General features: G+C 73.6%; 16 protein-coding genes, 1 tRNA gene, 1 pseudogene and 1 riboswitch. Of the genes and pseudogenes, 4 read left to right on the top strand and 14 right to left on the bottom strand.

The features are described 5' to 3' along the window. Positions 1 to 134 precede the first annotated feature (134 nt). The gene (locus ACWGKU_RS16430) at positions 135 to 560 is read left to right on the top strand and encodes an SsgA family sporulation/cell division regulator (protein WP_401053472.1); all 426 of its coding nucleotides are present in this window, start codon (positions 135 to 137) and stop codon (positions 558 to 560) included. Between the two features lie 114 nt (positions 561 to 674). Here ACWGKU_RS16430 and ACWGKU_RS16435 read toward each other — a convergent pair whose 3' ends face one another. Genes ACWGKU_RS16435 through ACWGKU_RS16445 form a run of 3 tightly spaced genes read right to left on the bottom strand, consistent with a single transcriptional unit; the run spans position 675 to position 5,208 of the window. Beyond that, positions 675 to 3,278, bottom strand: coding sequence for a rhomboid family intramembrane serine protease (locus ACWGKU_RS16435; protein WP_452191461.1), 2,604 nt, complete (start codon positions 3,276 to 3,278; stop codon positions 675 to 677). Then, on the bottom strand, positions 3,245 to 4,570 hold the full coding sequence (locus ACWGKU_RS16440; RefSeq protein WP_401051065.1) for an alpha/beta hydrolase: 1,326 nt from the start codon (positions 4,568 to 4,570) through the stop codon (positions 3,245 to 3,247). The genes ACWGKU_RS16435 and ACWGKU_RS16440 overlap by 34 nt, the downstream gene beginning before the upstream one ends. Continuing rightward, a complete protein-coding gene (locus ACWGKU_RS16445; protein ID WP_380351913.1) occupies positions 4,567 to 5,208 on the bottom strand; it encodes a class F sortase in 642 nt (213 codons plus the stop codon). The genes ACWGKU_RS16440 and ACWGKU_RS16445 overlap by 4 nt, the downstream gene beginning before the upstream one ends. Before the next feature lie 404 nt (positions 5,209 to 5,612). Here ACWGKU_RS16445 and ACWGKU_RS16450 point away from each other — a divergent pair, with 404 nt between their 5' ends. After that, the gene (locus tag ACWGKU_RS16450) at positions 5,613 to 6,923 is read left to right on the top strand and encodes a hypothetical protein (RefSeq protein ID WP_452191463.1); all 1,311 of its coding nucleotides are present in this window, start codon (positions 5,613 to 5,615) and stop codon (positions 6,921 to 6,923) included. Positions 6,924 to 6,926: 3 nt separating this feature from the next. Here the strand turns inward: ACWGKU_RS16450 and ACWGKU_RS16455 are convergent, their stop codons facing one another. Both ACWGKU_RS16455 and ACWGKU_RS16460 read right to left on the bottom strand, forming a co-directional pair. Continuing rightward, positions 6,927 to 8,366, bottom strand: coding sequence for an MFS transporter (locus ACWGKU_RS16455; protein ID WP_452178236.1), 1,440 nt, complete (start codon positions 8,364 to 8,366; stop codon positions 6,927 to 6,929). A gap of 124 nt (positions 8,367 to 8,490) precedes the next feature. After that, complete coding sequence (locus tag ACWGKU_RS16460; protein ID WP_380545568.1) at positions 8,491 to 8,805, bottom strand: DMT family transporter; 315 nt, start codon at positions 8,803 to 8,805, stop codon at positions 8,491 to 8,493. 44 nt (positions 8,806 to 8,849) lie between these two features. Further along, a riboswitch (guanidine-III (ykkC-III) riboswitch) is annotated at positions 8,850 to 8,915 on the bottom strand. A gap of 85 nt (positions 8,916 to 9,000) precedes the next feature. Between ACWGKU_RS16460 and ACWGKU_RS16465 the strand changes: the two genes are divergently transcribed. Beyond that, positions 9,001 to 9,072 (top strand) — tRNA-Cys (locus tag ACWGKU_RS16465). An 86-nt stretch (positions 9,073 to 9,158) separates the two neighbouring features. Here ACWGKU_RS16465 and ACWGKU_RS16470 read toward each other — a convergent pair. The 6 genes and pseudogenes from ACWGKU_RS16470 to ACWGKU_RS16495 all read right to left on the bottom strand — a co-directional run bounded on the left by ACWGKU_RS16470 (position 9,159) and on the right by ACWGKU_RS16495 (position 16,630). Then, on the bottom strand, positions 9,159 to 11,486 hold the full coding sequence (locus ACWGKU_RS16470; RefSeq protein WP_380545566.1) for a xanthine dehydrogenase family protein molybdopterin-binding subunit: 2,328 nt from the start codon (positions 11,484 to 11,486) through the stop codon (positions 9,159 to 9,161). Between the two features lie 656 nt (positions 11,487 to 12,142). Beyond that, a pseudogene (locus ACWGKU_RS16475) lies at positions 12,143 to 12,700 on the bottom strand ((2Fe-2S)-binding protein); the annotation flags it as partial. A gap of 68 nt (positions 12,701 to 12,768) precedes the next feature. After that, the gene (locus ACWGKU_RS16480) at positions 12,769 to 13,635 is read right to left on the bottom strand and encodes an FAD binding domain-containing protein (RefSeq protein ID WP_355265826.1); all 867 of its coding nucleotides are present in this window, start codon (positions 13,633 to 13,635) and stop codon (positions 12,769 to 12,771) included. A gap of 366 nt (positions 13,636 to 14,001) precedes the next feature. Beyond that, positions 14,002 to 15,612: a beta-N-acetylhexosaminidase gene (locus ACWGKU_RS16485; protein ID WP_452178237.1), complete on the bottom strand. Its 1,611-nt coding sequence runs from the start codon at positions 15,610 to 15,612 to the stop codon at positions 14,002 to 14,004. 91 nt (positions 15,613 to 15,703) lie between these two features. After that, entirely contained in the window at positions 15,704 to 15,982 is a 279-nt protein-coding gene (locus tag ACWGKU_RS16490; RefSeq protein WP_359904233.1) for a DUF3039 domain-containing protein, read from the bottom strand. Positions 15,983 to 16,045: 63 nt separating this feature from the next. Then, complete coding sequence (locus ACWGKU_RS16495; RefSeq protein WP_359904235.1) at positions 16,046 to 16,630, bottom strand: YqgE/AlgH family protein; 585 nt, start codon at positions 16,628 to 16,630, stop codon at positions 16,046 to 16,048. A gap of 300 nt (positions 16,631 to 16,930) precedes the next feature. On the opposite strand from ACWGKU_RS16495, the gene murA reads away from it, so the two are divergent. Then, complete coding sequence (gene murA / locus ACWGKU_RS16500) at positions 16,931 to 18,271, top strand: UDP-N-acetylglucosamine 1-carboxyvinyltransferase (RefSeq protein WP_359904238.1); 1,341 nt, start codon at positions 16,931 to 16,933, stop codon at positions 18,269 to 18,271. Between the two features lie 73 nt (positions 18,272 to 18,344). Here murA and ACWGKU_RS16505 read toward each other — a convergent pair whose 3' ends face one another. The 3 genes from ACWGKU_RS16505 to ACWGKU_RS16515 all read right to left on the bottom strand — a co-directional run bounded on the left by ACWGKU_RS16505 (position 18,345) and on the right by ACWGKU_RS16515 (position 23,294). Continuing rightward, positions 18,345 to 18,629 (bottom strand): HU family DNA-binding protein, encoded by a 285-nt coding sequence (locus tag ACWGKU_RS16505; RefSeq protein ID WP_030242980.1) that lies wholly within the window; start codon positions 18,627 to 18,629, stop codon positions 18,345 to 18,347. Between the two features lie 508 nt (positions 18,630 to 19,137). Beyond that, the gene (locus ACWGKU_RS16510; protein ID WP_401044310.1) at positions 19,138 to 20,610 is read right to left on the bottom strand and encodes an NAD-dependent malic enzyme; all 1,473 of its coding nucleotides are present in this window, start codon (positions 20,608 to 20,610) and stop codon (positions 19,138 to 19,140) included. 380 nt (positions 20,611 to 20,990) lie between these two features. Further along, positions 20,991 to 23,294, bottom strand: a complete 2,304-nt coding sequence (locus tag ACWGKU_RS16515) for a HelD family protein (RefSeq protein WP_401044313.1) — start codon at positions 23,292 to 23,294, stop codon at positions 20,991 to 20,993. Positions 23,295 to 23,422 lie beyond the last annotated feature (128 nt).

A 23,422-nucleotide genomic window follows, 5' to 3' on the forward strand; every position in this document is an offset into this window, starting at 1 on the left:
ATGTGACCTGGATCACATCCGATATCTCGTGAAACCCGGTAATCGCCACCCGTCCCGGGACTCTCACCAGGGTGAGGCCGTACCGACCCCACCTGCCGCACCGCGGCCTCGCACCGAACCGAAGGGACCCACCCGTGCGCACCGTCGAAGAGCCCGTCCAGGCCCGTCTGATCCTCTCCCCCCACCGCTCGGTCCGGCTGCGGGTGGTGCTCTCCTACCTGCCGGAGGACCCGCTGGCCGTCCGGATGGCCTTCCCCGCCGAGTTCTCGCTGGACGAGCCCGCCGAACGCCGGGGCTCCGAGGACATCGTCTGGATCTTCGCGCGCCAGCTGCTCTCGGCCGGCATCGAGCTGCCGGCCGGCGCCGGCGACGTCCACGTCCGGCCCGCGGTCGGCCGGCGCACCATGGTCGAGCTGCGGGCCCCCGAGGGCACCGCGCTGCTCCAGTTCGACACGACCGACCTGCGCCGCTTCCTGTGGCGCAGCCGGCTGCTCGTCCCCGAGGGCGAGGAGCACCTGCACCTGGACGCCGACCGCGCGCTCGCCCAGCTGCTCGGCTGACGGGCGGCGGCGTCCGGAAGCGCCCCCGCGCTTCCGGCCACCCGCGTCCGTCGGCGGCAACCCGGGTCCGGGGCCCGGGAAGCCCGTGCGGTCGCCCGCCCTCCCCGGGGCGGATCAGCCCGAGAGCTTGCGCATCAGCCGGACGCCCTGGGCCGCCGTCAGGTGCGGCAGGTACGCCTTGCCGATCGCCCGGGTGATGCCGGGCAGCGCGGCCGGGTCGGGGTACGCCATGTACATCGGCCGGTACTCCGGCTGGAACTTCGCCTTGAAGGCCAGCAGCGAGCGGAAGCCGTACACCGGCTCCAGCACCTTGCCCATCCAGTCCAGCATCCGCTGCAGCCCGGTGGGCTCCTCGTCCTGCCCGGTGCGGGCCAGCGGCGCGCCCGACAGCGACAGGAAGCGCGCGCCCTCCTCCTTGAAGCCGAGCGCGGCCGAGGCGATCAGGAACTCGCTGACGCCGCGGAAGCCGTCCGAGCGCCGGCGCATGAAGTCCAGCGTCCAGCCCACCGGCACGCCGTCCTCGTACACCGGCATCCAGCTGGTCAGCCCGTGCACCACCCGCTGCTCGTCCACCGCGATCAGCACCCGCACGTCCGGGTCGTCCAGCTCCGCCAGCCCGCCGAGCGTGAAGCCCATCTCCGGCAGGCCCTTCTCGGAGACCCACTCCTCGGAGATCGCCCGGATCTGCTCCCGCAGGGCGAGCGGCGCCTCGTGGTACGCCCACCACTCCGCGGAGATGCCCTGCTTGCCGGCCTTGTTGAGGGCGGTGCGGATGTCCTGCCACTTGCGGCCGGTGAAGGCCAGCTCGGGCAGCGGCACCACGGTGTCCTCGGCGACCTGCAGCGAGCGCCAGCCGAGCCGCGCGGCGGCGTCCCTGGTCTCGCCGCAGACGCTGTAGAAGCACGGCGTCCAGCCGCGCGCGTCGCAGTACCGGGCGAAGCCGGCCACCGCCCCGGCACGGTCCTCCGGCGCGCCGAACGGGTCGCCGGTGGTCAGCGCGACGGTGCCCACCACCCGGTAGGCGACGGCCGCCCGGCCCTGCTCGTCGAACCAGTAGTGGTTGCCGTCCCAGGTGGCGATGAACGAGAGCGTCCCGCCGCCGTGCTCGGTCAGCAGCGCCCGCGCCCGGTCGGCCGCCGCCGCGTCGGTGTGCAGCACCGGACGGCGGAAGACGGAGAGCAGCACGGCCAGCGCGACCGCCCAGAACGCCAGCCCGCAGTACGTCTCCAGGAAGCGCGCCACCGGCCCGACCGCGATCGGGTAGTCCGGCAGCAGGTCGTTGTACGCGGGCGGCAGGAACTGGGCCGGCAGCCCGGCCACCAGCCGGCGGGCGGTCGCCCCCGGCTCGAACTCCCCGGCCGCCAGCCGCCCGACCCCCACGTAGGTGGCCGCGGAGGCGAGCGCCGCGCCGCCGAGCACCAGGGCCAGCCGGCGCACCGAGCTGCCGGACAGCCGCAGCGGGAAGCGCTTGCGGGTGGCCACCAGCAGGGCGGTGGTCAGCAGCGGCAGCAGCAGCGCCTCGACGAAGTACTGCACCACGTCCCGGCTCACCGGCCCGGCGTCCAGGTACAGCCAGCACAGCAACGCCGCCCAGAGCAGCTCGGTGGCCACGGTGACCAGCCAGGCCAGCCGCAGCCCCCGGCGCAGCCCCTCGGCGAGCACCAGCAGCAGCGCCGGGAAGAGCGCGGCCATCATCCGGCCCGGGGTGTCGAAGATCCGGACGACGGCGTGCGCGCGGGCGCAGTCGTGCGCCGACAGCGCGCAGAAGTCGGCGACCTCGTCCGGGCTGAGCCGGTGCGAGAAGTACAGCTCGGAGAAGGTGTTGAACGGTCCGCTGGCGTTGTCGTACAGCGAGGCGAGCAGCGGCCCGAAGGCGGCGGCGACCAGGCAGAGCGCGACCAGCACCCGGGTCTCGGAGTGCGAGGAGCGGTGCGTGCGCAGGTGCGGGCGGCCCCGGCTGACCAGCGCGCCCAGGCCGAGCCCGGCCAGCGCGGCGGCGCACCGCTGGACGCTCTGCAGGTGGCCCACGTACAGCGTCATCACCAGCGGGACGAGCAGCACCAGCAGGTGCAGCCGGCGGCGCCAGAGCACGGTGAGCCGGTACCCGAGCACCCCCGCCAGCGCGAACACGCCGACGCCGGGGCCGACCGAGATCTGGTCGGCCACCGAGGCGGTCCACTGCTCCCCCGCCGAGGAGCCGAAGGCGACCAGCGCGGTGCCCAGCAGGGTGCCGACGACCTGCCCGCCGACCAGCACCGCGAGGGTGCGCGGCCGCCCGAGCCGGTGCTCGGCGGCCGGGCCGACCAGGAGCAGCAGCAGGCTGGTGAACACGTACGAGCCGCTGCCGGAGCACCAGAACATCGAGGTGACCGGCGTCCACCAGTGGCCCTCGGCCAGCGTGGGCAGGCCGATCCCGGCCCGGTCCAGCAGCCGCTCGGACGGGCCGTGGCCCAGGCTCCCGGTGGCCGCGCCGAGCAGCCAGAGCCCGGCCAGCAGGGTCAGCGTCAGCGGCGCCGAGCGCAGCCGGGAGCCGAGCGCCCTGGCCGCCCGCCGGACCCGCTGCGGGCGCGGCTCCGCGGTGCGGGTGACCGGAGCCCGGTCGGTGCCGCGCTCGGCCGAGCGCTCCGCGTCCGGCCCCGGCTTGCGCTGCTCGCCGACGGTGGCCAGCGCGGTCCCCGCCCCGGTCACCGCGTCAGCCCGGTCTGCTGGGCGAGCCACGGGAGCTGCTGGACGATGCCGGGGCGGAAGACGACCCAGCCGTGGCCGCCCGGCATCAGGTCGAACTTGGACTTCATTCCGGCCGCCTGCGCGGCCCGGTAGACCTTCTCCATCTGCGGTCTGAACTCCTCGTCGGTCTCGCCGACGACCAACGCGACGTTGGTGTCCGGGAATTTCCTGCGGGCCATCACCTGGAGCGGATCGACCGCGTCGAACTTCTTCTCGTCACCGCCGAAGGCGGCCTTGACGGTCTGTTCCCGGCTGCCCAGGGTCGGTTCCTCCTGCCCGGACATGTCGAGGACGGTGCCGTACACGTCGGACGCGTTGACGCCGAGCTGGAGCGCGCAGGTGCCGCCCATCGAGGCGCCCCCGATCGCCCACGCGGTGCGGCCGGTCGCGGCCTGGAGGTTCTGGTGGACCCAGTCCGGCACGTCCACGGCCAGGTACGTCTGGGTCTTGGCGATCTTGGAGTCGAGGCAGAGCGTGTTGGCCCAGGTGGAGCCGAGCTGATCGGGCATCACCACGATCGGCGCGAGGCCGCCGTGGTCCGCGGCGAAGGCGTCCAGCGCCTCGTTGATCTGCGCGGAGAGCACCCAGTCCCCCGGAACCCCGGGCTGGCCGGTGATCATCACGACGACCGGCAGCAGCGGCCGCGGGGTGGCCTGGTAGGCGGGCGGGAGGTAGACGTACGCGTCGCGGGCCTTGAAGCCCGACTTGGTGCCGGGGATCGGCACCACCGAGACGGTGCCCTTCTCGGGCAGGTCCGCCGGGGGCTTCCAGGCCTCCTCCAGCGACTTGCCGGGTGGGGCGCTCATGGTCTGGCCCGCCTTGGTGGCGACCAGCCCGTCGGTCCTGGTCAGCCAGGGCGCCAGCATCACGCGCCCGCTCGGGAACTGGCCGAAGCCGATGTTGACCTCGGAGGAGGACATCAGCAGCACCAGGCCGCTCAGGCCCAGCGCGAGCCCCCGGCGCCGCCAGGTGAGCCGGCGCAGCCGGTAGCCGACCAGGCAGAGCCCGAGCAGGGCGACGGCTATCCACCAGGTGACGTACCGGGGAGTGCCCTCGGGGAAGGGGTGCCACCATCCGTCGACCACCACGTCCAGCAGCCAGCTGAGCGCGGCCGCGGTGAACAGTGCGGCGGGTAGGCGGACCCGCCACCAGCTGCGGCCGCGGCCGATGGCTAGCGCGAACAGCGCCGCCCAGCCTGCCGCCAGCACGGCGTGCGGGATCAGGCCCTCGGTGAGCGGCCAGTCGATCGGGTTCCAGCGGGAGGCAAGGGTCAGCGTGGTCATGCGGCTTTGCCCGGCGGGGTGGTGTCGGCCAGGAAACCGTAGGCGACGACGTTGCCGTCGTAGCCGTGTTCCTCACTGTACGAACCGCCGCAGGTGATGACCCGCAGCTGTGCGTCAGCGGCCTGACGATAGACCCGGTCGTCCGGGAAGTCCTTTCGGTCGTGCACTTCGATGGCGTAGAGCTGGTAGACGGCGGTGGCGCCGTCCGCCCGGGCGATCTCGATCCGGTCCCCCCGACGGAGCGCGCCCAGATGATAGAAGACCGCGGGGCCGGCCTTGTTGTCGACGTGTCCTGCCAGGATCGCGGTGCCGCGCTGGCCGGGGCTGGCCCCGCCGCGGTACCAGCCCGCCAGGTTGCGGTCCGCCTCGGGCGGGGTCTGGAGACGGCCGGCGCCGTCCAGCCCGAGCGCGGTGACCGGGGCGTCCAGCCGCACCGCCGGAATGCGGATCCGGGTCGGCGCGGACGGGCCGAGCGGCGGCACGATCGAGACCGGCGCGATCCCGGCCTGGGCCTGACCGGCCCCCGGCGCGGGCGGCAGCGACGAACCTCCGTCGTGCAGCAGCCAGGCACCGAGGACCAGCGCGGCCCCGGCCGCCAGGGTGCCCGGCCACGGGCCCCTGCTCTGCTGGACGCCCATGGGCGCTCCCCTCTGCCGACGGAACCCCGCTTCCTGGGAGTTTCCTGGGAACAATTCAACCGGAACGGACTGTAAGGCACGTCCATACGACGGTCGTACCGGCACCCGCCGATCGGCAGGGCGGACGGCCTCTTTTCTGCGCCGCGTGGGCGCCCGGTCGCGGAGCGCGACGACCGCCCCCCGCGCACGATCGCCGCGGGTGCACGCCCGACACGAGCTACCGACGGTTCAACGGACCCGATCGGTTGCGTCGTTCGAGCGATCACTCACGAGCTCGCGCTGCGCCTCTTCGACCGGCCCCGCCCTCGTGCCATGCTGACCCGGTTACGGGTTGTATCACCCACTTGTCCGACCGGACTCCGCACTCCCGCACGCCGCCCGCCCGCCCCACGAACGGAGTGACCATGGAAGCCCTCTCACGCCGCACCCTGCTGACGGCCGGCGCCGCCACCGCCGCCACCCTGGCGGCCGGGTGCGGCAGCAACCACGCCACCGGCGAGGAGCGGGCGACCGGCAGCGCCGCGCCGGCCACCGGAGCGGCCGACAAGCAGGGCGCCACTCCGGCCCCGGCCCCGCTCCCCCGGCCGCAGGCGGTCCTGATCGGTGACGGCTCCACCTCGGACACCGGCGCCCAGCCGCACCAGCCCGTCCCCGACCGGCTGCAGCCCGGCCAGCGCCCGCCGCAGTTCGTGGTCTTCTCCTGGGACGGCGCCGGCGAGCTCGACAACGGCCTGTTCGCCCGCTTCCGCCGGCTGGCCCGGGACCACGACGCGAAGATGACCTTCTTCCTCAGCGGCCTCTACCTGCTGCCCGAGTCCAAGAAGGACCTCTACCGCCCGCCGCAGCACAAGGTCGGCGCCTCCGACATCGGCTACCTGAGCGACCAGCACATCCGCGACACCCTGGAGAACGTGCACGCGGCCTGGCTGGAGGGCCACGAGATCGGGACCCACTTCAACGGCCACTTCTGCGGCTCCACGGGCGTCGGCGCGTGGTCCCCGGAGGAGTGGGACAGCGAGATCCAGCAGGCGATGGACTTCGTGACGAACTGGCGCACCAACACCGGCTTCACCGACCTGCCCGCGCTGCCCTTCGACTACCGCAAGGAGCTGATCGGCAGCCGCACCCCCTGCCTGGAGGGCCAGCGCAACCTGCTGCCCACCGCGGTCAGGCGCGGCTGGCGCTACGACAGCAGCGGCAACGGCACCCAGGTGTGGCCGCAGAAGATCCAGGGCGGCGCGCTGTGGGACCTCCCGCTGCAGTCCATCCCGTTCCCCGGGCACACCTTCCAGGTGCTCTCGATGGACTACAACATCATGTACAACCAGTGCGGCCCCAACACCAAGGCCGACCCGGCGCTCCACCCCGGCTTCCAGACCCAGGCCCGCGACGCCTACCTGATGGGGTTCGACCGCACCTACGACGGCAACCGGGCGCCGTACGTCATCGGCAACCACTTCGAGGAGTGGAACGGCGGCATCTACATGAACGCCGTCGAGGACGTCCTCAGGACCATCGCGGACAAGCCGGAGGTCCGGCTGGTGTCCTTCCGGCAGCTGGTCGACTGGCTGGACGCCCAGGACCCGGCGGTGCTGCGCAAGCTCCAGACCCTCGCCCCGGGGCAGTCCCCGGCCGGCGGCTGGGAGGCCTTCCTCGGCGCCCCGGCGGGGGCCGCGGCCCCCGCTGCGGCCCCCGCCGGCGCCACCGCCGGCTGACCGTCAGGCCTTCGTCCGCACCCGGCCGGAGAGCACCGCGCCGAGCAGCGCCACCCCGGCCATCGACAGCAGGATCACCGCGAAGGCGCCGGGCGAGCCGGCCTCCCCGCCGCCCCCGTGGGCGGCGGCGAGCGAGCCGCCGCCCAGCGCCGCGAACATCACACCGGCCAGACCGGTCAGCAGCACATTGCCCAGCGCGTCGCTCATCTGGAGCGCGGCCGAGTTGGCCCCGGCGTCCTCCGGGGTGGAGAGCTTCATCATCAGCACGCTGACGCTCGCGATCGCCATCCCCATCCCGACGCCGCCGACGCCCCAGGCCACCGACGCGGCCCAGGCCGGCACCGCCGGGAACAGCACCAGCGCGGCGCCCGAGATCGCCACCGCGGTCAGCACGAAGCCGCCCCGGATCATCACCGTGCGGTAGCGCTCCGCCCCGGGCCGGCCCTGGAGCCAGGAGCCGAGCGCCCAGGTGAGACCGCCGCTGGTCAGGGTCAGGCCGGCCAGCGTCGGCGAGAGCTCACGCTGGGTGGTCATCATCAGCGGGATGAAGGCCTCGGCCGCGAAGAACGCCCCCGCGGCCAGCCCGCGCAGCAGGATCACGGCCGGCAGTCCCCGGCCGGCCCGCAGGGTCCGCGCCGGCAGCAGGCCGAGGACCGCCGGCACCAGCAGCGCCGCCCCGGCGATCCCGGGGGCCAGCCCGATCAGGTCGCGCCGCTGGCCCGCGTACTGCAGCAGGCCGGCGCCGACCGCCGCCATCGCGGCCAGCAGGGTGCGACGGCGGTCGAAGGCCGCGCCCCTGGCCACCGGGTGCTCGCGCTCGGTGCGGGCCAGTGCCGGGCCCATCACGGCCAGCGGCAGCAGGATCAGCACCGGCACGGCCAGGAACACCCAGCGCCACCCCAGGTGCTGGGTGACGGCCCCGGAGACCAGCGGACCGATGATCGAGGGCAGCACCCAGGCCGAGGAGAAGGCCGCGAACACCGCGGGCCGCAGCCGCTCCGGGTAGGCCCGGCCGACCACCACGTACAGGGCGACGATCACCAGCCCGCCGCCGAGGCCCTGGATGGCCCTCCCGGCCACGAACACCCACATCCCGGGTGCCGTCCCGGCCACCACCAGCCCCACGCCGAACACGGCGATGCCGCTGAACAGCGGCCGCAGCGGGCCGCTCCGGTCGCACCACTGGCCGGAGACGACCAGGGCGAACAGGGTGGTGGTGAAGTAGCCGGAGAAGGCGAACGCGTACAGCCCGAGCCCGTTCAGCTCGCGGGCCGCGGTCGGCATCGCGGTGTTGACGGCCGTCGCCTCGAAGGCGATCACCAGGACCACCGAGACGATCCCCAGCGTCAGCGCACGGTAGCGGCCGCCGAGGACCCCACCACCGGGGTCGTCGTCGAGGGGTATCGGTACGGGGTCGACCGAGGTGGGGGAGGCAGTGGTCATACGTAACATCGTAAGAGCCGTCTGCCCCGATGACCCCTGACCCCGGTCGGTGATCTCCTCGGCCGCAGGGCCCAGGACGGGCCCCGGGACCCAGGACGGGCCCCGGCCGGGACCGCGGCGGAGGTCAGTGCAGCACCTTGAGGCCCACCACGCCGGAGACGATCAGCAGCAGGCAGGCGATCCGGGCCATGGTCACCGGATCCCCCAGGACGGCCATGCCGTAGACCGCGGTGCCGACCGCTCCGATGCCCACCCAGACGGCGTAGCCGGTGCCGATCGGAATGGTGCGCATCGCGTACGCCAGGCCGCCCATGCTGAACAGCAGTGCGATGCCGAAGACGAGGCTGGGAACGAGGCGGGTGAAGCCCTTGGACGATTCCAGGGCGACCGCCCAAATGGTCTCCAGGACACCCGAGACGATCAGAACGAGCCAGGCCATGACGGTGCTACCTCCGCAGTCCACAGCGGCCGGATTGCCGCTGAACTGCGCCGTCTTGTCGTCACCGGGTACGACGCGCTCGTCCGGGGTGGCGGAAATACCGCCACCTGTCCCCGACGGTAGCACACATTGCCATACAGAATTTACAAAAGGGCATTGACCCCTCTCCCCCGGATCGGCCACTATGAATTCACTGGCCGTGTGCCCGAGTGGCTTAGGGAACCGTCTGCAAAGCGGTGCACGCGGGTTCGATTCCCGCCATGGCCTCACCGGAAAAGGAAATTGCCGGTCGACTCCGAAAGTCGACCGGCAATTTCCTTTCCCTGCTTTCCGCCTTTCCCGGGAGCTCCCGGTCAGGCGGTGACGGCGTCCTCGGCCCGGATCGGCAGCCGGCCGACCGGCAGGCCGGTGGCGGCGCGCACGGCCGCGGCGACGGCCGCCGGGGCGACCACCGCGGGCACGGCTCCGACCGCCTTCGCGCCGAACGGGGCCACCACATCGCGCTCCTCCAGCAGCGCGGCGATCCGCACCTCCGGGGTGTCCAGCGCGGTGGGCAGCCGGTAGCCGGTGAGCGAGGGGTTCAGCAGCACCCCGCCCTCCGTCCGCAGGTCCTCCAGCAGTGCCAGGCCCACGCCCTGGGCCACCCCCGCCTCGATCCGGTCCTCGATCTGGCGCGGGTTCAGCGCCCGGCCGACGTCCTGGGCGACCGTCATCTCGACCACCCGCACGGCGCCCAGCTCGATGTCCACGTCCACCACCGCACGCATCGCGCAGAACGAGATGGAGACGAAGGCGTCGCCCTGCCCGGCCTCGTCCAGCGGCTCGGTGGGGTGCGGGCGGCACTGCGCGGTGGCCCAGAGCTCCTTGCCCTCCAGCGCCTCGGCGACGGGCATGCCGAGTACCCCGTCGTACGAGGTGATCTTGCCGTCGGCGATCTGGAGCAGCTCCGCCGACATCCCGAAGTTCGCCGCGATCGGCTGCAGCAGCTGGTGGCGGACCATCAGCGCGGCCCGCTCGACGGCGCCGCCGGAGACCCAGGTGTGCCGGCCGCGGGCGGACGGCCCGGCGATCGACTGGTCGCTGTCGGCCGGGGCGATGTAGACCTCGCTGACGCCCAGCACGGTCTGCACGATCTGCCGGGCCAGCGTGGCGAAGCCCTGCCCGGCGTCGACCGCCGCGCAGATCACCGTGGCGTGGTCCCCGCTGACCCGCACGGTCGCCGTGGAGACCTCGTCCTCGCCCTCGGCGCCCAGCATGTGCACCATGCCGACGGCGTAGCCGATCCCGCGTCGCACCGCCGCCGGGTCGCCCGCGCCGCCGGGCCCGCCGGGCAGCAGCCACTCGGCGTCCGGGTCGTCCACCGGCAGGGCCGGCAGCGGCTCGGCGGCGACCGCGTCCAGCAGGGCGCGCACCGGCGCCGGGCAGGTGACGGCCTGACCGGTGGGCAGCGGGTCGCCGGTGGACATCGCGTTGCGGCGGCGGATCTCCACCGGGTCCACGCCGATCCGGGCGGCCAGCTGGTCCAGCTGCGACTCGTACGCGAAGCACGCCTGCAGGGCGCCCTCGCCGCGCATCCGGCCGGCCGGCGGGTTGTTGGTGCGCACCGCCCAGGCGTCCACGAAGACGTTCGGGCAGACGTACGGACCGGCCGAGAAGGCCGTCGCGGCGGCCAGCGCCTCGGCGGAGACGTCCGCGTAGGCGCCGCCGTCCAGCAGGATCTGCGCCTCGACCTTCACCAGCGTGCCCTCGGCGTCGGCGTGGTGGCGGTAGCGCAGGAGCGCGGGGTGGCGCGAGGTGTGGGTGTGGAAGGACTCCTCGCGGGTGAGCGTCATCTTCACCGGGCGGCCGGTGCGCAGCGCCAGCAGGGCCAGGGTGACCTGGAACGAGAGGTCCTCGCGGTCGGTGGTGGCGCCGGGCACGCCGGTGACCACCAGCCGGACCCGGTCCGGCTCCAGGCCCAGGCAGGCGGCGGTGCGGTCGCGGTCGCCGTGCGGGTCGGTGGAGGACAGGTGCAGCTCGACGCCGCCGTCCGGGCGCGGTACGGCCAGCCCGGCCTCGGCGCCGAGCGGGGCCGGGTCCTGCCGGCCGACCTGGTAGAGGCCCTCGACGACGATCTCGCCGACCGCGTCCGGGTCCCCGGTGCGCAGCGGCAGGTGGCGGAACAGGTTGCCGTCCGGGTGCAGCGGCGGCGCGGTGAAGGCCTGCTCCGGGTCGGTGACGGCCTCCAGCGGCTCGTAGTCGACCGCGATCAGGCCGACCGCCAGCCGGGCGGTGTCCGGGTGGTCGGCGGCCACCGCGGCGATCGGCTCGCCGTGGTGGCGCACCACGCCGGCGGCCAGCACCGGCCGGTCGGCGACGATCGGCCCGGCCGGGGCACCGTCGGGGGTGCCGTCCGGTCCGGGCGGCAGGTCGGCGGCGGTGACCACGGCGTGCACACCGGGCAGCGCCAGCGCGGCCGAGGTGTCGATGCCCCGGATCCGGGCGTGCGGGTGCGGCGAGCGCAGCACCGCGCCCCACAACAGCCCCTCGGCCCACAGGTCGGCCGCGTACGGGTAGATGCCGAGCGCCTTGGGCAGCGCGTCGCTGCGCAGCGGGGAGCTGCCCAGGCCGATCGGCTCCGGTGCGCCGCCCTCGCCGCCGTCCTGCTGGAGTGCTGCGCCGATGTCGGTAGGCGACGTCATGATGCGTGGTCGTCCTCGGGGAGCCGGATGCCGTGGGCGGGGGTGGCACCGTACGGGACACCGGCCGGGGCGCCGCCCTCGGCCGGGGCACCGTGCGGGTGCGGGGCGGCGTACGGGGTGCCGTGCGGGGTGCCGTCGTGGACGGAGCCGGGCAACGGGGTCCCGTGCGCGGGGGTGGGCTCGTAGACCGGGGCGTCGTACCCGGTGTCGTAGCCGTTCTGCTGCTGGTGGCCGTCCGGGTAGGGCACGTAGGTGCCGTGCGCGGGGGTGGCCTGGTACGGCTGCTCGGGGTAGCCCTGCGGCGGGTAGTACACCTGGTCGTCGGCGGCCTGGGCGGGGATCCGGGCGGGGATGTCGTCCCGGATCGGGGCCAGCACGGTGGTGTCGTACACGCCGGTGTCGTAGCCGCCCTGGGGGTCGCCGTACGGCAGCCCGGCCGGGGCCTGCTCGACAGCGTGCTGTTCCACGGCGGGCTGCGCCGGGTGGTGCTGCTCGGCGGCGTGCCGCTCCGGGTGGTACTGCTCCGCGGGGTGGGCGACCGGGTGGGCCTCGACGGGCTGCTGCGGGACGTGCTCGATCCAGGCCTCGGCGTCGGCGTAGACCGGCGGCTCGACGGCCTGCCCGGGTTCGACCGGCGCGTCCACCGGCACGTCGGCGGGCGGTTCGGCGACCGGCTCGGCCGGCCCCCCGGGAGCGGGCCCGGCGGCCTGCGCGGCGGCCTCCTCCGCCTCCTCGGCCTCCGCCGCGCGGGCGTCCGCGACGGTCTGGACGGCGGCCAGCACGCCCCGGTAGCCGGTGCAGCGGCAGAGGTTGCCGCACAGCGCCTGACGGGCCTCCACCTCGGTGGGCCGGTGGTTGCGCTGGAGCAGGTCGTGCACCGCCATCGCCATGCCGGGGGTGCAGTAGCCGCACTGGACGGCGCCGGAGGCGGCCAGCGCCTGCTGGACGGCGCTCGCGCCGCCGGCGGCGGACAGGCCCTCGACGGTGCTGATCTCGCTGTCGGCGGCCAGGGCGGCGGGCACCAGGCAGCCGGCCACCAGCTGGCCGTCCACCTGCACCGAGCAGGCCCCGCACTCGCCCTGCTCGCAGCCGTCCTTGGCGCCGGCCAGGCCGAGCCGCTCGCGCAGCACGTAGAGCAGGCTCTCGCCGATCCACGCGTCGGTGACGGGCCGTTCGAAACCGTTGACCCGCAGCGTGTACGAGGCGCACGGGCGCAGCTCGCGGCTGACCTGCGGGGAGAGGCCGAGCGGGTCGGCGTCCAGGGTCTCGATGGGGTCTGTGGTCACTTCAGCGCCCTTCCCAGTGCCCGTCGGGCCAGCACCGATACGGTACGCCGCAACCGAACCGCGGCCGCGGTCGGCCCCTCGGTCACGGCCTCCCAGGCGCCCTCGGCGCCGTAGTTGTCGGGGACGCAGGCGGCGGCCACGTACTCGCCGAAGGCGGCGGTCGCGGCCGGGTCGATCTCCCGGCTGCCGTCCCAGTCGATGCAGCCGGCCACCCAGGCCTCGGCCTCCAGCGGGCGCAGCGGCACCGGCGCGACGGCCCCGACGGCGCAGCGCACCGAGCGCCGGGCCGGGTCGAGGACCAGGGCGACGGAGGCGGTGGCGCGGGCCGGTCCGCTGCGGCCGGTGGCCTTGAGGAAGACCTGCGGGGCGTGCAGCAGCGGGACGCGCACCCAGGTGAGCAGTTCGCCGGGGCGCACCGGGTCGAGTCCGGTGAGCAGGTGACTGACCGGCACCTCGCGGGTGCCCCCGGCCCGGGCCAGGGTGACGCTGGCCTCCAGCGCGGTGAGCACCGGGAGGGTGTCGCCGGCCGGGGCGGCGGTGACGATGTTCCCGCCGAGGGTGCCGACGTTGCGGACCTGCGGCGGGCCGGCGGTGCGGGCGGCGTCGGCGAGCGCGGGGATGAGCGCCGCGAAGTCGGGGCGGTCCATCCGGGCGTGGGTGAGTCCGGCGCCGAGCACGGCGGTGCCGCCGTCCTCGTAGCGCCAGCCGCGCAGTTCGGTGATCCGGCCGAGGCCGACCAGGGCGGCGGGGCGCAGTCGGCCGGCGTTGACGGCCTCCATCAGGTCGGTGGCTCCGGCCACCGGTACCGCGGCCGGGGCGGCGGCCAGCGCGTCGACGGCCTCGTCGAGGGAGGCCGGCAGCATGATCGTCCGGTTCACCTGGGTCCCACCGTGCTCCACTTGCTCATCGATCGCCTGCCGCCCGCCGGCCTTCGGCCGTACTGTCCTGCGTCAGCAGCCCGGCCTGGCCCGTAGGGTACGGGCGATCGGGCCGGGTTGGGCAACTCTGGCACACAATGCTCGATGATCATTTCGGGACCGGTGAACGGGACTGCCCGATTGAGACTGATACCGGGCGGTATCTGCCCCGACCCGCTCCGGGCCAGGGCAGATGTTCATCAGTTCTTGACGTCGGACGACCGCTCAGAAGTTCCCCGCGGGTAGGACCGGGGCGTTTCCCGCGGGTCTTCGCCGGGTCCGGCGGGACCCGCGGGACCTGCGGGACCCGCCCTACCGCACCGGCGGCGGACCCTCGATCGGCCGGCCGAGCACCCCGGGCCGGCGCTGCCACGGGTGCGGACCGTCGGCCGGGCGGTACTCGACGCCGAGCGCGTCAAGGGCCCTCAGGTGCGTCGTCAGCCGCTGCTCGAAACCGGCGAAGTCCCGCTCGGCCGGCTCGGCGGGCAGCTCCGACCAGGCGACCTCGGCGAAGGCGACCAGCCGGGGGAAGGCCCGGTAGTCGATGTCCCGGGCGCTGTCCATGAACTCGCTCCACAGGTTGGCCTGGGTGCCGATCACGTGCCGGGCGGCGGCCTCGTCCAGCTGCTCGGGGACCGGCTCGAACCGGTAGACGTCCTCCAGCGTGCGCACGAATCCGACCGGGATCGGCTCGTCCGGTCCGTCCGCCTGCCGGTGGTCGAAGTAGACGTGCTGCTCGGGGCACATCACCACGTCGTGCCCGGCCTTCGCGGCGGCGACCCCGCCGCCGAAGCCGCGCCAGGAGGAGACGGCGGCGCCCGGCGCGAGCCCGCCCTCCAGGATCTCGTCCCAGCCGATCAGCCGGCGGCCGCGGTCGGCCAGCCAGCCGTCGAAGTGCCGGATGAGGTGGCTCTGCAGTTCGTCCTCGTTGGCCAGGCCCAGCTCGCGTATCCGGGCCTGCGCGGCGGCGCTGTCCTTCCACTGCTCCTTGGGGCACTCGTCGCCGCCGAGGTGGATGAACTCGGACGGGAAGAGCTCCAGGACCTCCTCCAGCACGCCCTCGAAGAAGCGCAGGGTCTCCTCGGAGGCGTTGAGCACGTTGTGGCTCACCCCCCAGTCGGTCCAGACCCCGAGCCCGGCGGTGTCCACCACGTCGGTGTTGCCCAGCTCGGGGTAGGCGGACACGGCGGCCTGGGTGTGGCCGGGCAGGTCGATCTCCGGGACGACGGTGACCCCGCGGGCGGCCGCGTAGGCGACGATCTCGCGCAGGTCGTCCTGGGTGTAGTAGCCGCCGTGCGGGCGGTCGTCGCGGCGCTGCCCGGCCCGGTAGCCGACCATCGAGCGCTCCCGCCAGGCGCCGCGCCCGGTCAGCCTCGGGTAGCGCTTGATCTCCACCCGCCAGCCCTGGTCGTCGGTCAGGTGCAGGTGCAGCACGTTGAGCTTGTGCGCGGCCAGCAGGTCGACGAAGCGCAGCACGTCCGACTTGGGCAGGAAGTGCCGGGCGACGTCGAGCAGCGCGCCGCGCCAGCCGAACCGGGGGGCGTCCGCGATGTCGGCGCCGGGCAGGACCCAGCCCTCGCGGCGCAGCGGCGAGCGGCGGTAGGCGTCCGGCCCGAGCAGCTGCCGCAGGGTCTGCGCGCCCCACAGCGCTCCGGCCGGGCCGCCCGCGGCGAGCAGGGCGTGGCCGGGGCGCACCGTGATCCGGTACGCCTCGGCGGCGAGCGTCCGGTCCTCGACCAGCTCGATGCCCGAACCCGGCCGGCCCGGGCCGAGCGGCAGCCCGGTGGCGGCGGACAGCGTGGTCCGCAGCCAGCGCTCGGCGTCGGCCAGCGCGGGGGGTGCGGTCAGCGTGGTGGCGGCGTCGAGCGGGTAGTCCTCGTCCGGGCGGCGAACGGCACTCGACGGTGCGGGAATGAGGTCCATTCCGACATCCTGCCCACGCCCCGGCGATTGGCATAGACCACCGGGGAAACCCTGGTGCTATGCAAAACGGCGTTGTGCGCGGCGCCGCGGACTACTTGTTGTCGCCGTCGCCGCCCTGCGGCTTGCCGATGCCGTCGTAGATCTCCTTGCACATGGGGCAGACCGGGTACTTCTTCGGGTCGCGCCCGGGCACCCACACCTTGCCGCAGAGCGCCACCACGGGAGACCCGGAGAGGGCACTCTCCATGATCTTGTCCTTCTGGACGTAGTGCGCGAAGCGCTCGTGGTCGCCGTCCCCGTGGGACACCTGTGGGACGGGCTCGACCAGGGTGCCGGTGCCGAGGCCGCGCTCGGGCTCAAGAGTGCTCATGGGTGCCAAGTCTATGGGGGCCTCCGGAAACCCGGCCAGTGTCGCGGCGCGGGGCCGGTCGGCTCAGTTCATCGTGGGGTCGTCCGGGTAGGTCGCCAGCAGGGCGAGCGGGCCGCGCTGGCGGCGCAGGACCGCGCGCCACAGCCGTTCCGGCTCGGGGCTGGAGACGTCCCCCGGCTCGCAGTCCACCAGGTACCAGGCGCCGCTCTCCAGCTCCGCCTCCAGCTGTCCCGGCGACCAGCCGGCGTACCCGGCGAAGATCCGCAGGCTGCCCAGCTCCCCGGCCAGCACCTCGGGCGGCGCCTCCAGGTCCACCAGGCCGATCGCGCCGTGCACCCGGCGCCAGCCGAGCGGCTCGCCGGTGCCCGGCTCCCCCGGTGCCACCGCGAGGCCGAGCGCCGAGTCCAGCGCCACCGGGCCGCCCTGGAACACCACGGCCGGCTGTCCGACGAGTCTGTTCCAGCCGTCCAGCACGCTTCCCACCTCGACCGGCGTCGGCCGGTTGAGGACCACGCCGAGCGCCCCCTCGACGTCGTGGTCGAGGAGCAGCACCACCGCCCGCGCGAAGTTCGGGTCGGTGAGCAGGGGCGTCGCGACGAGCAGACAGCCGGTGTGGGACCGGCCTCCGTGCGAATGGGCCGCCGTCATGCCCACATGATCCCGCAGAACGGCACCGCTCGGACACCGCAACACCCGGAAACCCCCACGCCGGACGAACACCCGTACGGCCGCACCGGGGGGCGGGCGCGGGCCCGGAGAGAGCACCATCACGGGAGAGGCTCACGGGAACCAACGGAGCGCCTACTACCATCTACGTCTGGTGGACGCCCATACGGTGCCGACTCGGTTTCGCCGGGGGCCCGAACGCGCCCGTACGAACGGTCCACCACCGGCTCTCTCCCGGAGCCGCCCTTTCCGACTCCTCTGGCACCCCGGATTGCGAGAACGATGACCGACGACGTCCTGCTGGTCCATGGCGGAAATCCGCTCGAAGGCGAGATCCGCGTCCGCGGTGCGAAGAACCTGGTGCCCAAGGCCATGGTCGCCGCCCTCCTCGGGCAGGGCCCCAGCAGACTGCGCAACGTCCCGGACATCCGCGACGTCAAGGTGGTCCGCGGCCTGCTGCAGCTGCACGGCGTGACCGTGCGCACCGGTGACGAGGACGGCGAGCTGATCCTCGACCCCTCGCACGTCGAGAGCGCCAACGTCGCCGACATCGACGCGCACGCCGGCTCCTCGCGGATCCCGATCCTGTTCTGCGGCCCGTTGCTGCACCGCCTCGGCCACGCCTTCATCCCCGGCCTCGGCGGCTGCGACATCGGCGGCCGCCCCGTCGACTTCCACTTCGAGGTGCTGCGCCAGTTCGGCGCCACCATCGAGAAGCACCCGCAGGGCACCTACCTGGTCGCCGCGCAGCGGCTGCGCGGCACCAAGATCGAGCTGCCCTACCCCTCGGTCGGGGCGACCGAGCAGGTGCTGCTCACCGCCGTCCTCGCCGAGGGCGTCACCGAGCTGCGCAACGCGGCCATCGAGCCGGAGATCGTCGACCTGATCTGCGTGCTGCAGAAGATGGGCGCGATCATCACGCTGGGCACCGACCGGACGATCCTGATCACCGGCGTGGACGAGCTGAACGGCTACAACCACCGCGCGCTGCCGGACCGCCTGGAGGCGGCCTCCTGGGCCTGCGCGGCGCTGGCCACCAAGGGCGACATCTACGTCCGCGGCGCCCGCCAGCTGGAGATGATGACCTTCCTGAACACCTTCCGGAAGGTCGGCGGCGCCTTCGAGGTGGACGACGAGGGCATCCGCTTCTGGCACCCGGGCGGCGAGCTCAAGGCGATCGCCCTGGAGACCGACGTGCACCCGGGCTTCCAGACCGACTGGCAGCAGCCGCTGGTGGTCGCGCTGACCCAGGCCACCGGCCTGTCCATCGTCCACGAGACGGTGTACGAGTCGCGGCTCGGCTTCACCGGCGCGCTGAACCAGATGGGCGCGCACATCCAGCTCTACCGCGAGTGCCTGGGCGGCACCCCGTGCCGCTTCGGCGCCCGCAACTTCCTGCACTCCGCGGTCGTCTCCGGCCCGTCCAAGCTGATCGGCTCCGAGCTGGTCATCCCGGACCTGCGCGGCGGCTTCTCGTACCTGATCGCGGCGCTGGCGGCCGAGGGCACCTCGACCGTGCACGGCATCGACCTGATCAACCGCGGCTACGAGAACTTCATGGACAAGCTGCGCGACCTGGGCGCCCACGTCGAGCTGCCCAGCGAGCAGCTGGTCGACGCCTGACGGTCCGGTCCCAACGGCGAGAGGCCGGGCTCCCCAGCGGGGAGCCCGGCCTCTCGGGCGTTCAAGGGGTGGCTCAGGCAGCGCCCTTGGCGGCTTCCTTCAGCTTGGAGCCGGCGCTCACCTTGGCGCTGTAGCCCGCGGCGATCTGGATCGGCTCGCCGGTCTGCGGGTTGCGGGCCGTGCGGGCAGCGCGGTGGGTGCGCTCGAAGGTCAGGAAACCGGGGATGGTGACCTTCTCGTCGCCCTTGGCGACGACCTCGCCGACGATCTCGGCGAAGGCGGCCAGAACGGCGTCGGCGTCCTTGCGGGTCACCTCGGCGCGCTCGGACAGCGCGGCCACCAGCTCACTGCGGTTCATGTGTACTCCTGTGGTCTGTTCGCTTGCGGTGCGCGGGGGCCCATCGGTGCTCCCACCGGGGGGCACCCGGATGGGCCGCAGGTCCGCACACTGTGCTCATGCAGGCAATGCGTGGTCGCAGGCCGGGTCCGTACCCGATGCCGCGCGCCGGAGCCGTCGAAGGCCCACCCGCCCGCCTGGATACGAATCCTGCCCCGACCGGCCCCGAGAAAGCCAATCGGGCCCCGGGCGAGCCACCCGAACATCGCCCGCTCGTTGGAGGTGTGACGCTCCGTCGGCTCCGGCGGACCGGGCGCGGGCGGCGGTCGGGACGACACGCCGGAAGACCAGGGGGACGTTCCGTACTTGTCGGACACGCCTGCCCCGTGCAGGGCTACGGTACGCCCTAGGACTGACAAGCCCAAACACGCCCCTCGCCCTTGTGTCGCAAGGGTTCGGGGCGGGCTGGGCGGGTATGGCCCTTATTCGTACATTTGAGCGATCCGTGACACGTCGCCCGACCCGGTCGTCAGAGCTTGACGACGGGGAACGCGGCGGTGTCCAGGGTGCCGACGATGCCGGGGGTCGGACGGGCCGGCGCGCGGTCCTCCTGGGCCCCCGCCAGGGCCGCCTCGCGCACCGCGGAGGCGACGGTCTTGGCGACGTCCTTGTGGAACACGCTCGGGATGATGTAGTTGGCGTTCAGCTCGTCGTCTGCCACGGTGGTGGCCAGCGCCCGGGCGGCGGCGATCATCATCTCGGTGTTGACGGTACGGCTCTGGGCGTCCAGCAGGCCGCGGAAGACGCCCGGGAAGACCAGCACGTTGTTGATCTGGTTCGGGAAGTCGCTGCGGCCGGTGGCGACCACGGCGGCGGTCTGCCGGGCGATGGCCGGGTCGACCTCCGGGTCCGGGTTGGCCAGCGCGAAGACGATCGAGTCCTCCGCCATGGTGGCCAGGTCGTCGCCGTCCAGGACGTTCGGGGCCGAGACGCCGATGAAGACGTCGGCGCCCGCCACGGCCTCCTTGAGGCTGCCGGTGCGGCCCGAGCGGTTGGTGTGCTCGGCGATCCAGCGCAGGTTCTCGTTGAGGTCCCCGCGGCCCAGGTGGACCACGCCGTGCACGTCCGCCACGGTGGCGTGCTCGACGCCGGCCGCCATCAGCAGCTTGAGGATCGCGGTGCCGGCGGCGCCGGCGCCCGACATCACCACGCGGATGTCGGCGATCCGCTTGCCGACCACCTTCAGCGCGTTGGTGAGGGCGGCCAGCACGACGATCGCGGTGCCGTGCTGGTCGTCGTGGAAGACCGGGATGTCCAGGGCCTCGCGCAGCCGGGCCTCGATCTCGAAGCAGCGCGGCGCGGAGATGTCCTCCAGGTTGATCCCGGCGAAGCCCGGGGCGATCGCCCTGACGATGGCGACGATCTCGTCGGTGTCCTGGGTGTCCAGGCAGATCGGCCAGGCGTCGATCCCGGCGAAGCGCTTGAACAGGGCCGCCTTGCCCTCCATGACCGGCAGCGCGGCCTCGGGGCCGATGTTGCCCAGGCCCAGCACCGCCGAGCCGTCGGTGACCACGGCGACGCTGTTGCGCTTGATGGTCAGGCGGCGCGCGTCCTCGGGGTTCTCCGCGATCGCCATGCAGACCCGGGCGACGCCGGGGGTGTAGATCATGCTGAGGTCGTCACGGTTGCGGATCGGCAGCTTCGAGGACATCTCGATCTTGCCGCCGAGGTGCATCAGGAAGGTGCGGTCCGAGACCTTGCCGATCGACACGCCGTCGATCGCGCGCAGCTTCTCGACGATCTCCTCGCCGTGCGCGACCGAGGAGGCCGCCACCGTGACGTCCATCCGCAGCGCCTCCAGGCCGGAGGCGGTGACGTCGAGACCGGTCACCGACCCGCCGGAGGACTCCACGGCCGTGGTGATCGCACTGACGGCGTTGCCCCGGGCCGGGACCTCCAGCCGTACCGTGATCGAGTTGGAGACACTGGGCACCGTCGCCATCGACGCTTCCTTCTTCCGTCTGTCCCGCAGGCTCAACATTTTGTTGAAGGCATCGCCCGCGCATGCTAGACCTCGATCGTCGCACCTTCCAAGGGGTAGCCAGAAATAACGTTCATTGAGTGTGCGGACCCGACAATCCCACCCAATGGCCGCCGGTCCCCCGCCGCTCACTCCTTGCCTCTCCCGGCCGATGCGTTACATTGGACGGGACACCGGCTCGATCCAAGCCCCCGGGCCCAACCTTCGTCCCTTCGAGGGACCACTTGCCGCGAGGCGAGCATGGCGGGTCGGTGTCGTAAACGTCTGAAGGCCCCTCACCGTCCGGTGAGGGGCCTTCTTCCGTCGGGACCCGACGAGTCCCGACGGGACCCGACGGGCCGTCAGCCGTGCAGCAGCGCGGGCACGCCGTCCGCGTCCGGCAGGTCGTCCGGGCCGGAGAGCACGGTCAGCCGCTGGGTCGCGCGGGTCAGCGCCACGTACAGCACCCGCAGCCCGGCCTCCGACTCGCCGGCGATGCCGGTCGGGTCGGCCACCACGGTCGCGTCGTACTCCAGGCCCTTGGCCTCCAGACTGCCCAGCGCCACCACGCGCCCGCCCAGGCCCTCGGCCCAGCCGGCCGCCTCGTCCCGGCGGTCCATCGGCACCACGATCGCCACGGTGCCGTCCACCTCGGCCAGCAGCCGCTCCAGCTCGGCCCGGGCGGCCTCGCCGAAGGCCTCCGGCGAGGGGTCGGTGGTGGCCGCGAAGCGCGGCTCCACGCCGACGCGGCGCACCGCGCTCGGCGACGGGGTGCCCGGCGCGGCCAGCGCCAGCACCTTCGCCGCGACCTCGGCGATCTCGGCCGGGTTGCGGTAGTTCACGGTCAGCGTGAAGCGGCGGCGCGGCTTGCCGGAGAGCACGTCGTCCAGTGCGGCCTGGGCCTCCTGCGGGAACGGCCAGGAGGACTGCGCCGGGTCGCCGACGATCGTCCAGGTGGCCATCCGGGCCCGGCGGCCGATCATCCGCCACTGCATCGGGGTGAGGTCCTGCGCCTCGTCCACGATGATGTGCGCGTACTCCCTGCGCTCGACCGGCTGGCGGTCGCGCTGGCGGGTGGAGCGGTCGGCGAAGGTGGTGACCTCCTCCAGGCCGCTCAGCAGGTCCACCGCGTCCACCTCGCGGACCTTCGGGCGGGCCGGCTCGCCCAGCAGCACCTGGAGCTCGTCGATCAGCGCGACGTCGTGCGCGGACAGCGCGCCCGCGCCCTCCGCGGACAGGTGGCGCCAGGAGGCGGCCAGCAGCCTGGCCTCGTCCGGGGTGACGGCGCGACGGGCGATCCGGTTGGTGTGCCGGTGCTGCCGCAGCGTGCCGAGCACCCGGCGCGGGCTCAGTGCCGGCCACCAGGCGTCCAGGAAGTCCAGGAACGAGGCCTCGTCCGAGACGTACTCGTCGAAGGACTCCTTCTCCTCCTGGCGCTGCTCGCGGGCGTAGTGGTCGGCGGGCTTCGGCAGGTCCCTGGTGGCCTGCTGCCACAGGGCGTCCAGCAGCAGCCGGCGGGCCCGCGGGCGCAGCAGGTTCAGCGGGGTGCCGCCGGAGCCCACCACGTTGCCGCGCACGGCCTTCAGCCGGGAGGCGTCCAGCTTCAGCACCTCGCCGCGGGCGACGACCTTCAGCTCCTGCGGCGCGCCCAGCTCCAGCGCCGCGCGGGCGGCCCGGCGCAGCAGCTGCACCATCCGGCCCGAGCCCTTGACCCGGGCCGCCTCGGGAGTGTCGTAGGTGCCCGCCTCGATGCCGTCCACCAGCGAGCCGACCGCCCGGATGGCGACCTGGCCCTCCTCGCCCAGCGCGGGCAGCACGCCCTCGGTGTAGGACACCAGCAGCGGGGTCGGCGAGACCACCAGGATGCCCCCGGCGTAGCGGCGGCGGTCCTGGTAGAGCAGGTAGGCGGCGCGGTGCAGGGCGACGGCGGTCTTGCCGGTGCCGGGGCCGCCGGTGACCAGGGTGGCGCCCGCGGCGGCGGCGCGGATCACCTCGTCCTGCTCCTTCTGGATGGAGGAGACGATGTCGCGCATCGAGTGGCTGCGGGCGCGGCCCAGCGAGGCCATCAGCGCACCGTCGCCGACCACGGCCAGCTCCTCGCCGTCCAGGGTCGGGGCGAGGTCCGGACGCAGCAGGTCGTCCTCGACGCCGATCACCTTGCGGCCCTTGGAGCGGATCACCCGGCGACGGATCACCCGGCCCGGTTCGACCGGGGTGGCGCGGTAGAAGGGGGCGGCGGCGGGCGCGCGCCAGTCGATCACCAGCGGGCCGTACTCGGCGTCCAGCACGCCCAGTCGGCCGATATGGAGGGTCTCGGCGACGGCCGGGTCGGCCGGGTCGAGCGGGGTGTCCGACGGGATCCCGTGCTCCTCCGGGGCGTCCGCCCGCTGGAGGTCGATCCGGCCGAACAGGAAGTCCTCGAACTCGCTGTTCAGTCGGTGGAGGTGGGCGCCGGCCCGGTAGACCTGGGCGTCGCGTTCGGCGAGCGCGCCGGGGGTGCCGACCTGGACCCGCTTGGCGGCGTCCTCCAGGATGTACTCGGCCTCGGCGAGCTTCTCCTCCAACCGGTGGTAGACGGTGTCGAGGTGCTGCTGCTCACCGGCGATCTCGCGCGCGCGGACGGTCTCGTGGTCGGTGGCGGGGGTGGTGGGCGTGTTGCTCTGCATGGCCTCGGTGGTTGCGGCGGAATCCCGCTCCGGAAAACGAGCGGACGGATGATCCTACGCCGCCACCCCCGGGCTGCGCTGCTCCGGAACGTACAAAAATCGAAGGGCCGCCCTCCGCGGAGCGGAGG

The sequence above is a fragment of the Kitasatospora sp. NPDC054768 genome, assembly GCF_053612025.1.

What these genes read in the sequence shown, in the direction of transcription:
- ACWGKU_RS16440 (WP_401051065.1), bottom strand. Translation starts at nt 4,570, where the DNA reads ATGACCACGCTGACCCTTGCCTCCCGCTGGAACCCGATCGACTGGCCG.
- ACWGKU_RS16445 (WP_380351913.1), bottom strand. Translation starts at nt 5,208, where the DNA reads ATGGGCGTCCAGCAGAGCAGGGGCCCGTGGCCGGGCACCCTGGCGGCC.
- ACWGKU_RS16450 (WP_452191463.1), top strand. Translation starts at nt 5,613, where the DNA reads ATGGAAGCCCTCTCACGCCGCACCCTGCTGACGGCCGGCGCCGCCACC.
- ACWGKU_RS16455 (WP_452178236.1), bottom strand. Translation starts at nt 8,366, where the DNA reads ATGACCACTGCCTCCCCCACCTCGGTCGACCCCGTACCGATACCCCTC.
- ACWGKU_RS16460 (WP_380545568.1), bottom strand. Translation starts at nt 8,805, where the DNA reads ATGGCCTGGCTCGTTCTGATCGTCTCGGGTGTCCTGGAGACCATTTGG.
- ACWGKU_RS16470 (WP_380545566.1), bottom strand. Translation starts at nt 11,486, where the DNA reads ATGACGTCGCCTACCGACATCGGCGCAGCACTCCAGCAGGACGGCGGC.
- ACWGKU_RS16480 (WP_355265826.1), bottom strand. Translation starts at nt 13,635, where the DNA reads ATGCTGCCGGCCTCCCTCGACGAGGCCGTCGACGCGCTGGCCGCCGCC.
- ACWGKU_RS16485 (WP_452178237.1), bottom strand. Translation starts at nt 15,612, where the DNA reads ATGGACCTCATTCCCGCACCGTCGAGTGCCGTTCGCCGCCCGGACGAG.
- ACWGKU_RS16490 (WP_359904233.1), bottom strand. Translation starts at nt 15,982, where the DNA reads ATGAGCACTCTTGAGCCCGAGCGCGGCCTCGGCACCGGCACCCTGGTC.
- ACWGKU_RS16495 (WP_359904235.1), bottom strand. Translation starts at nt 16,630, where the DNA reads ATGACGGCGGCCCATTCGCACGGAGGCCGGTCCCACACCGGCTGTCTG.
- murA (WP_359904238.1), top strand. Translation starts at nt 16,931, where the DNA reads ATGACCGACGACGTCCTGCTGGTCCATGGCGGAAATCCGCTCGAAGGC.
- ACWGKU_RS16505 (WP_030242980.1), bottom strand. Translation starts at nt 18,629, where the DNA reads ATGAACCGCAGTGAGCTGGTGGCCGCGCTGTCCGAGCGCGCCGAGGTG.
- ACWGKU_RS16510 (WP_401044310.1), bottom strand. Translation starts at nt 20,610, where the DNA reads ATGGCGACGGTGCCCAGTGTCTCCAACTCGATCACGGTACGGCTGGAG.
- ACWGKU_RS16515 (WP_401044313.1), bottom strand. Translation starts at nt 23,294, where the DNA reads ATGCAGAGCAACACGCCCACCACCCCCGCCACCGACCACGAGACCGTC.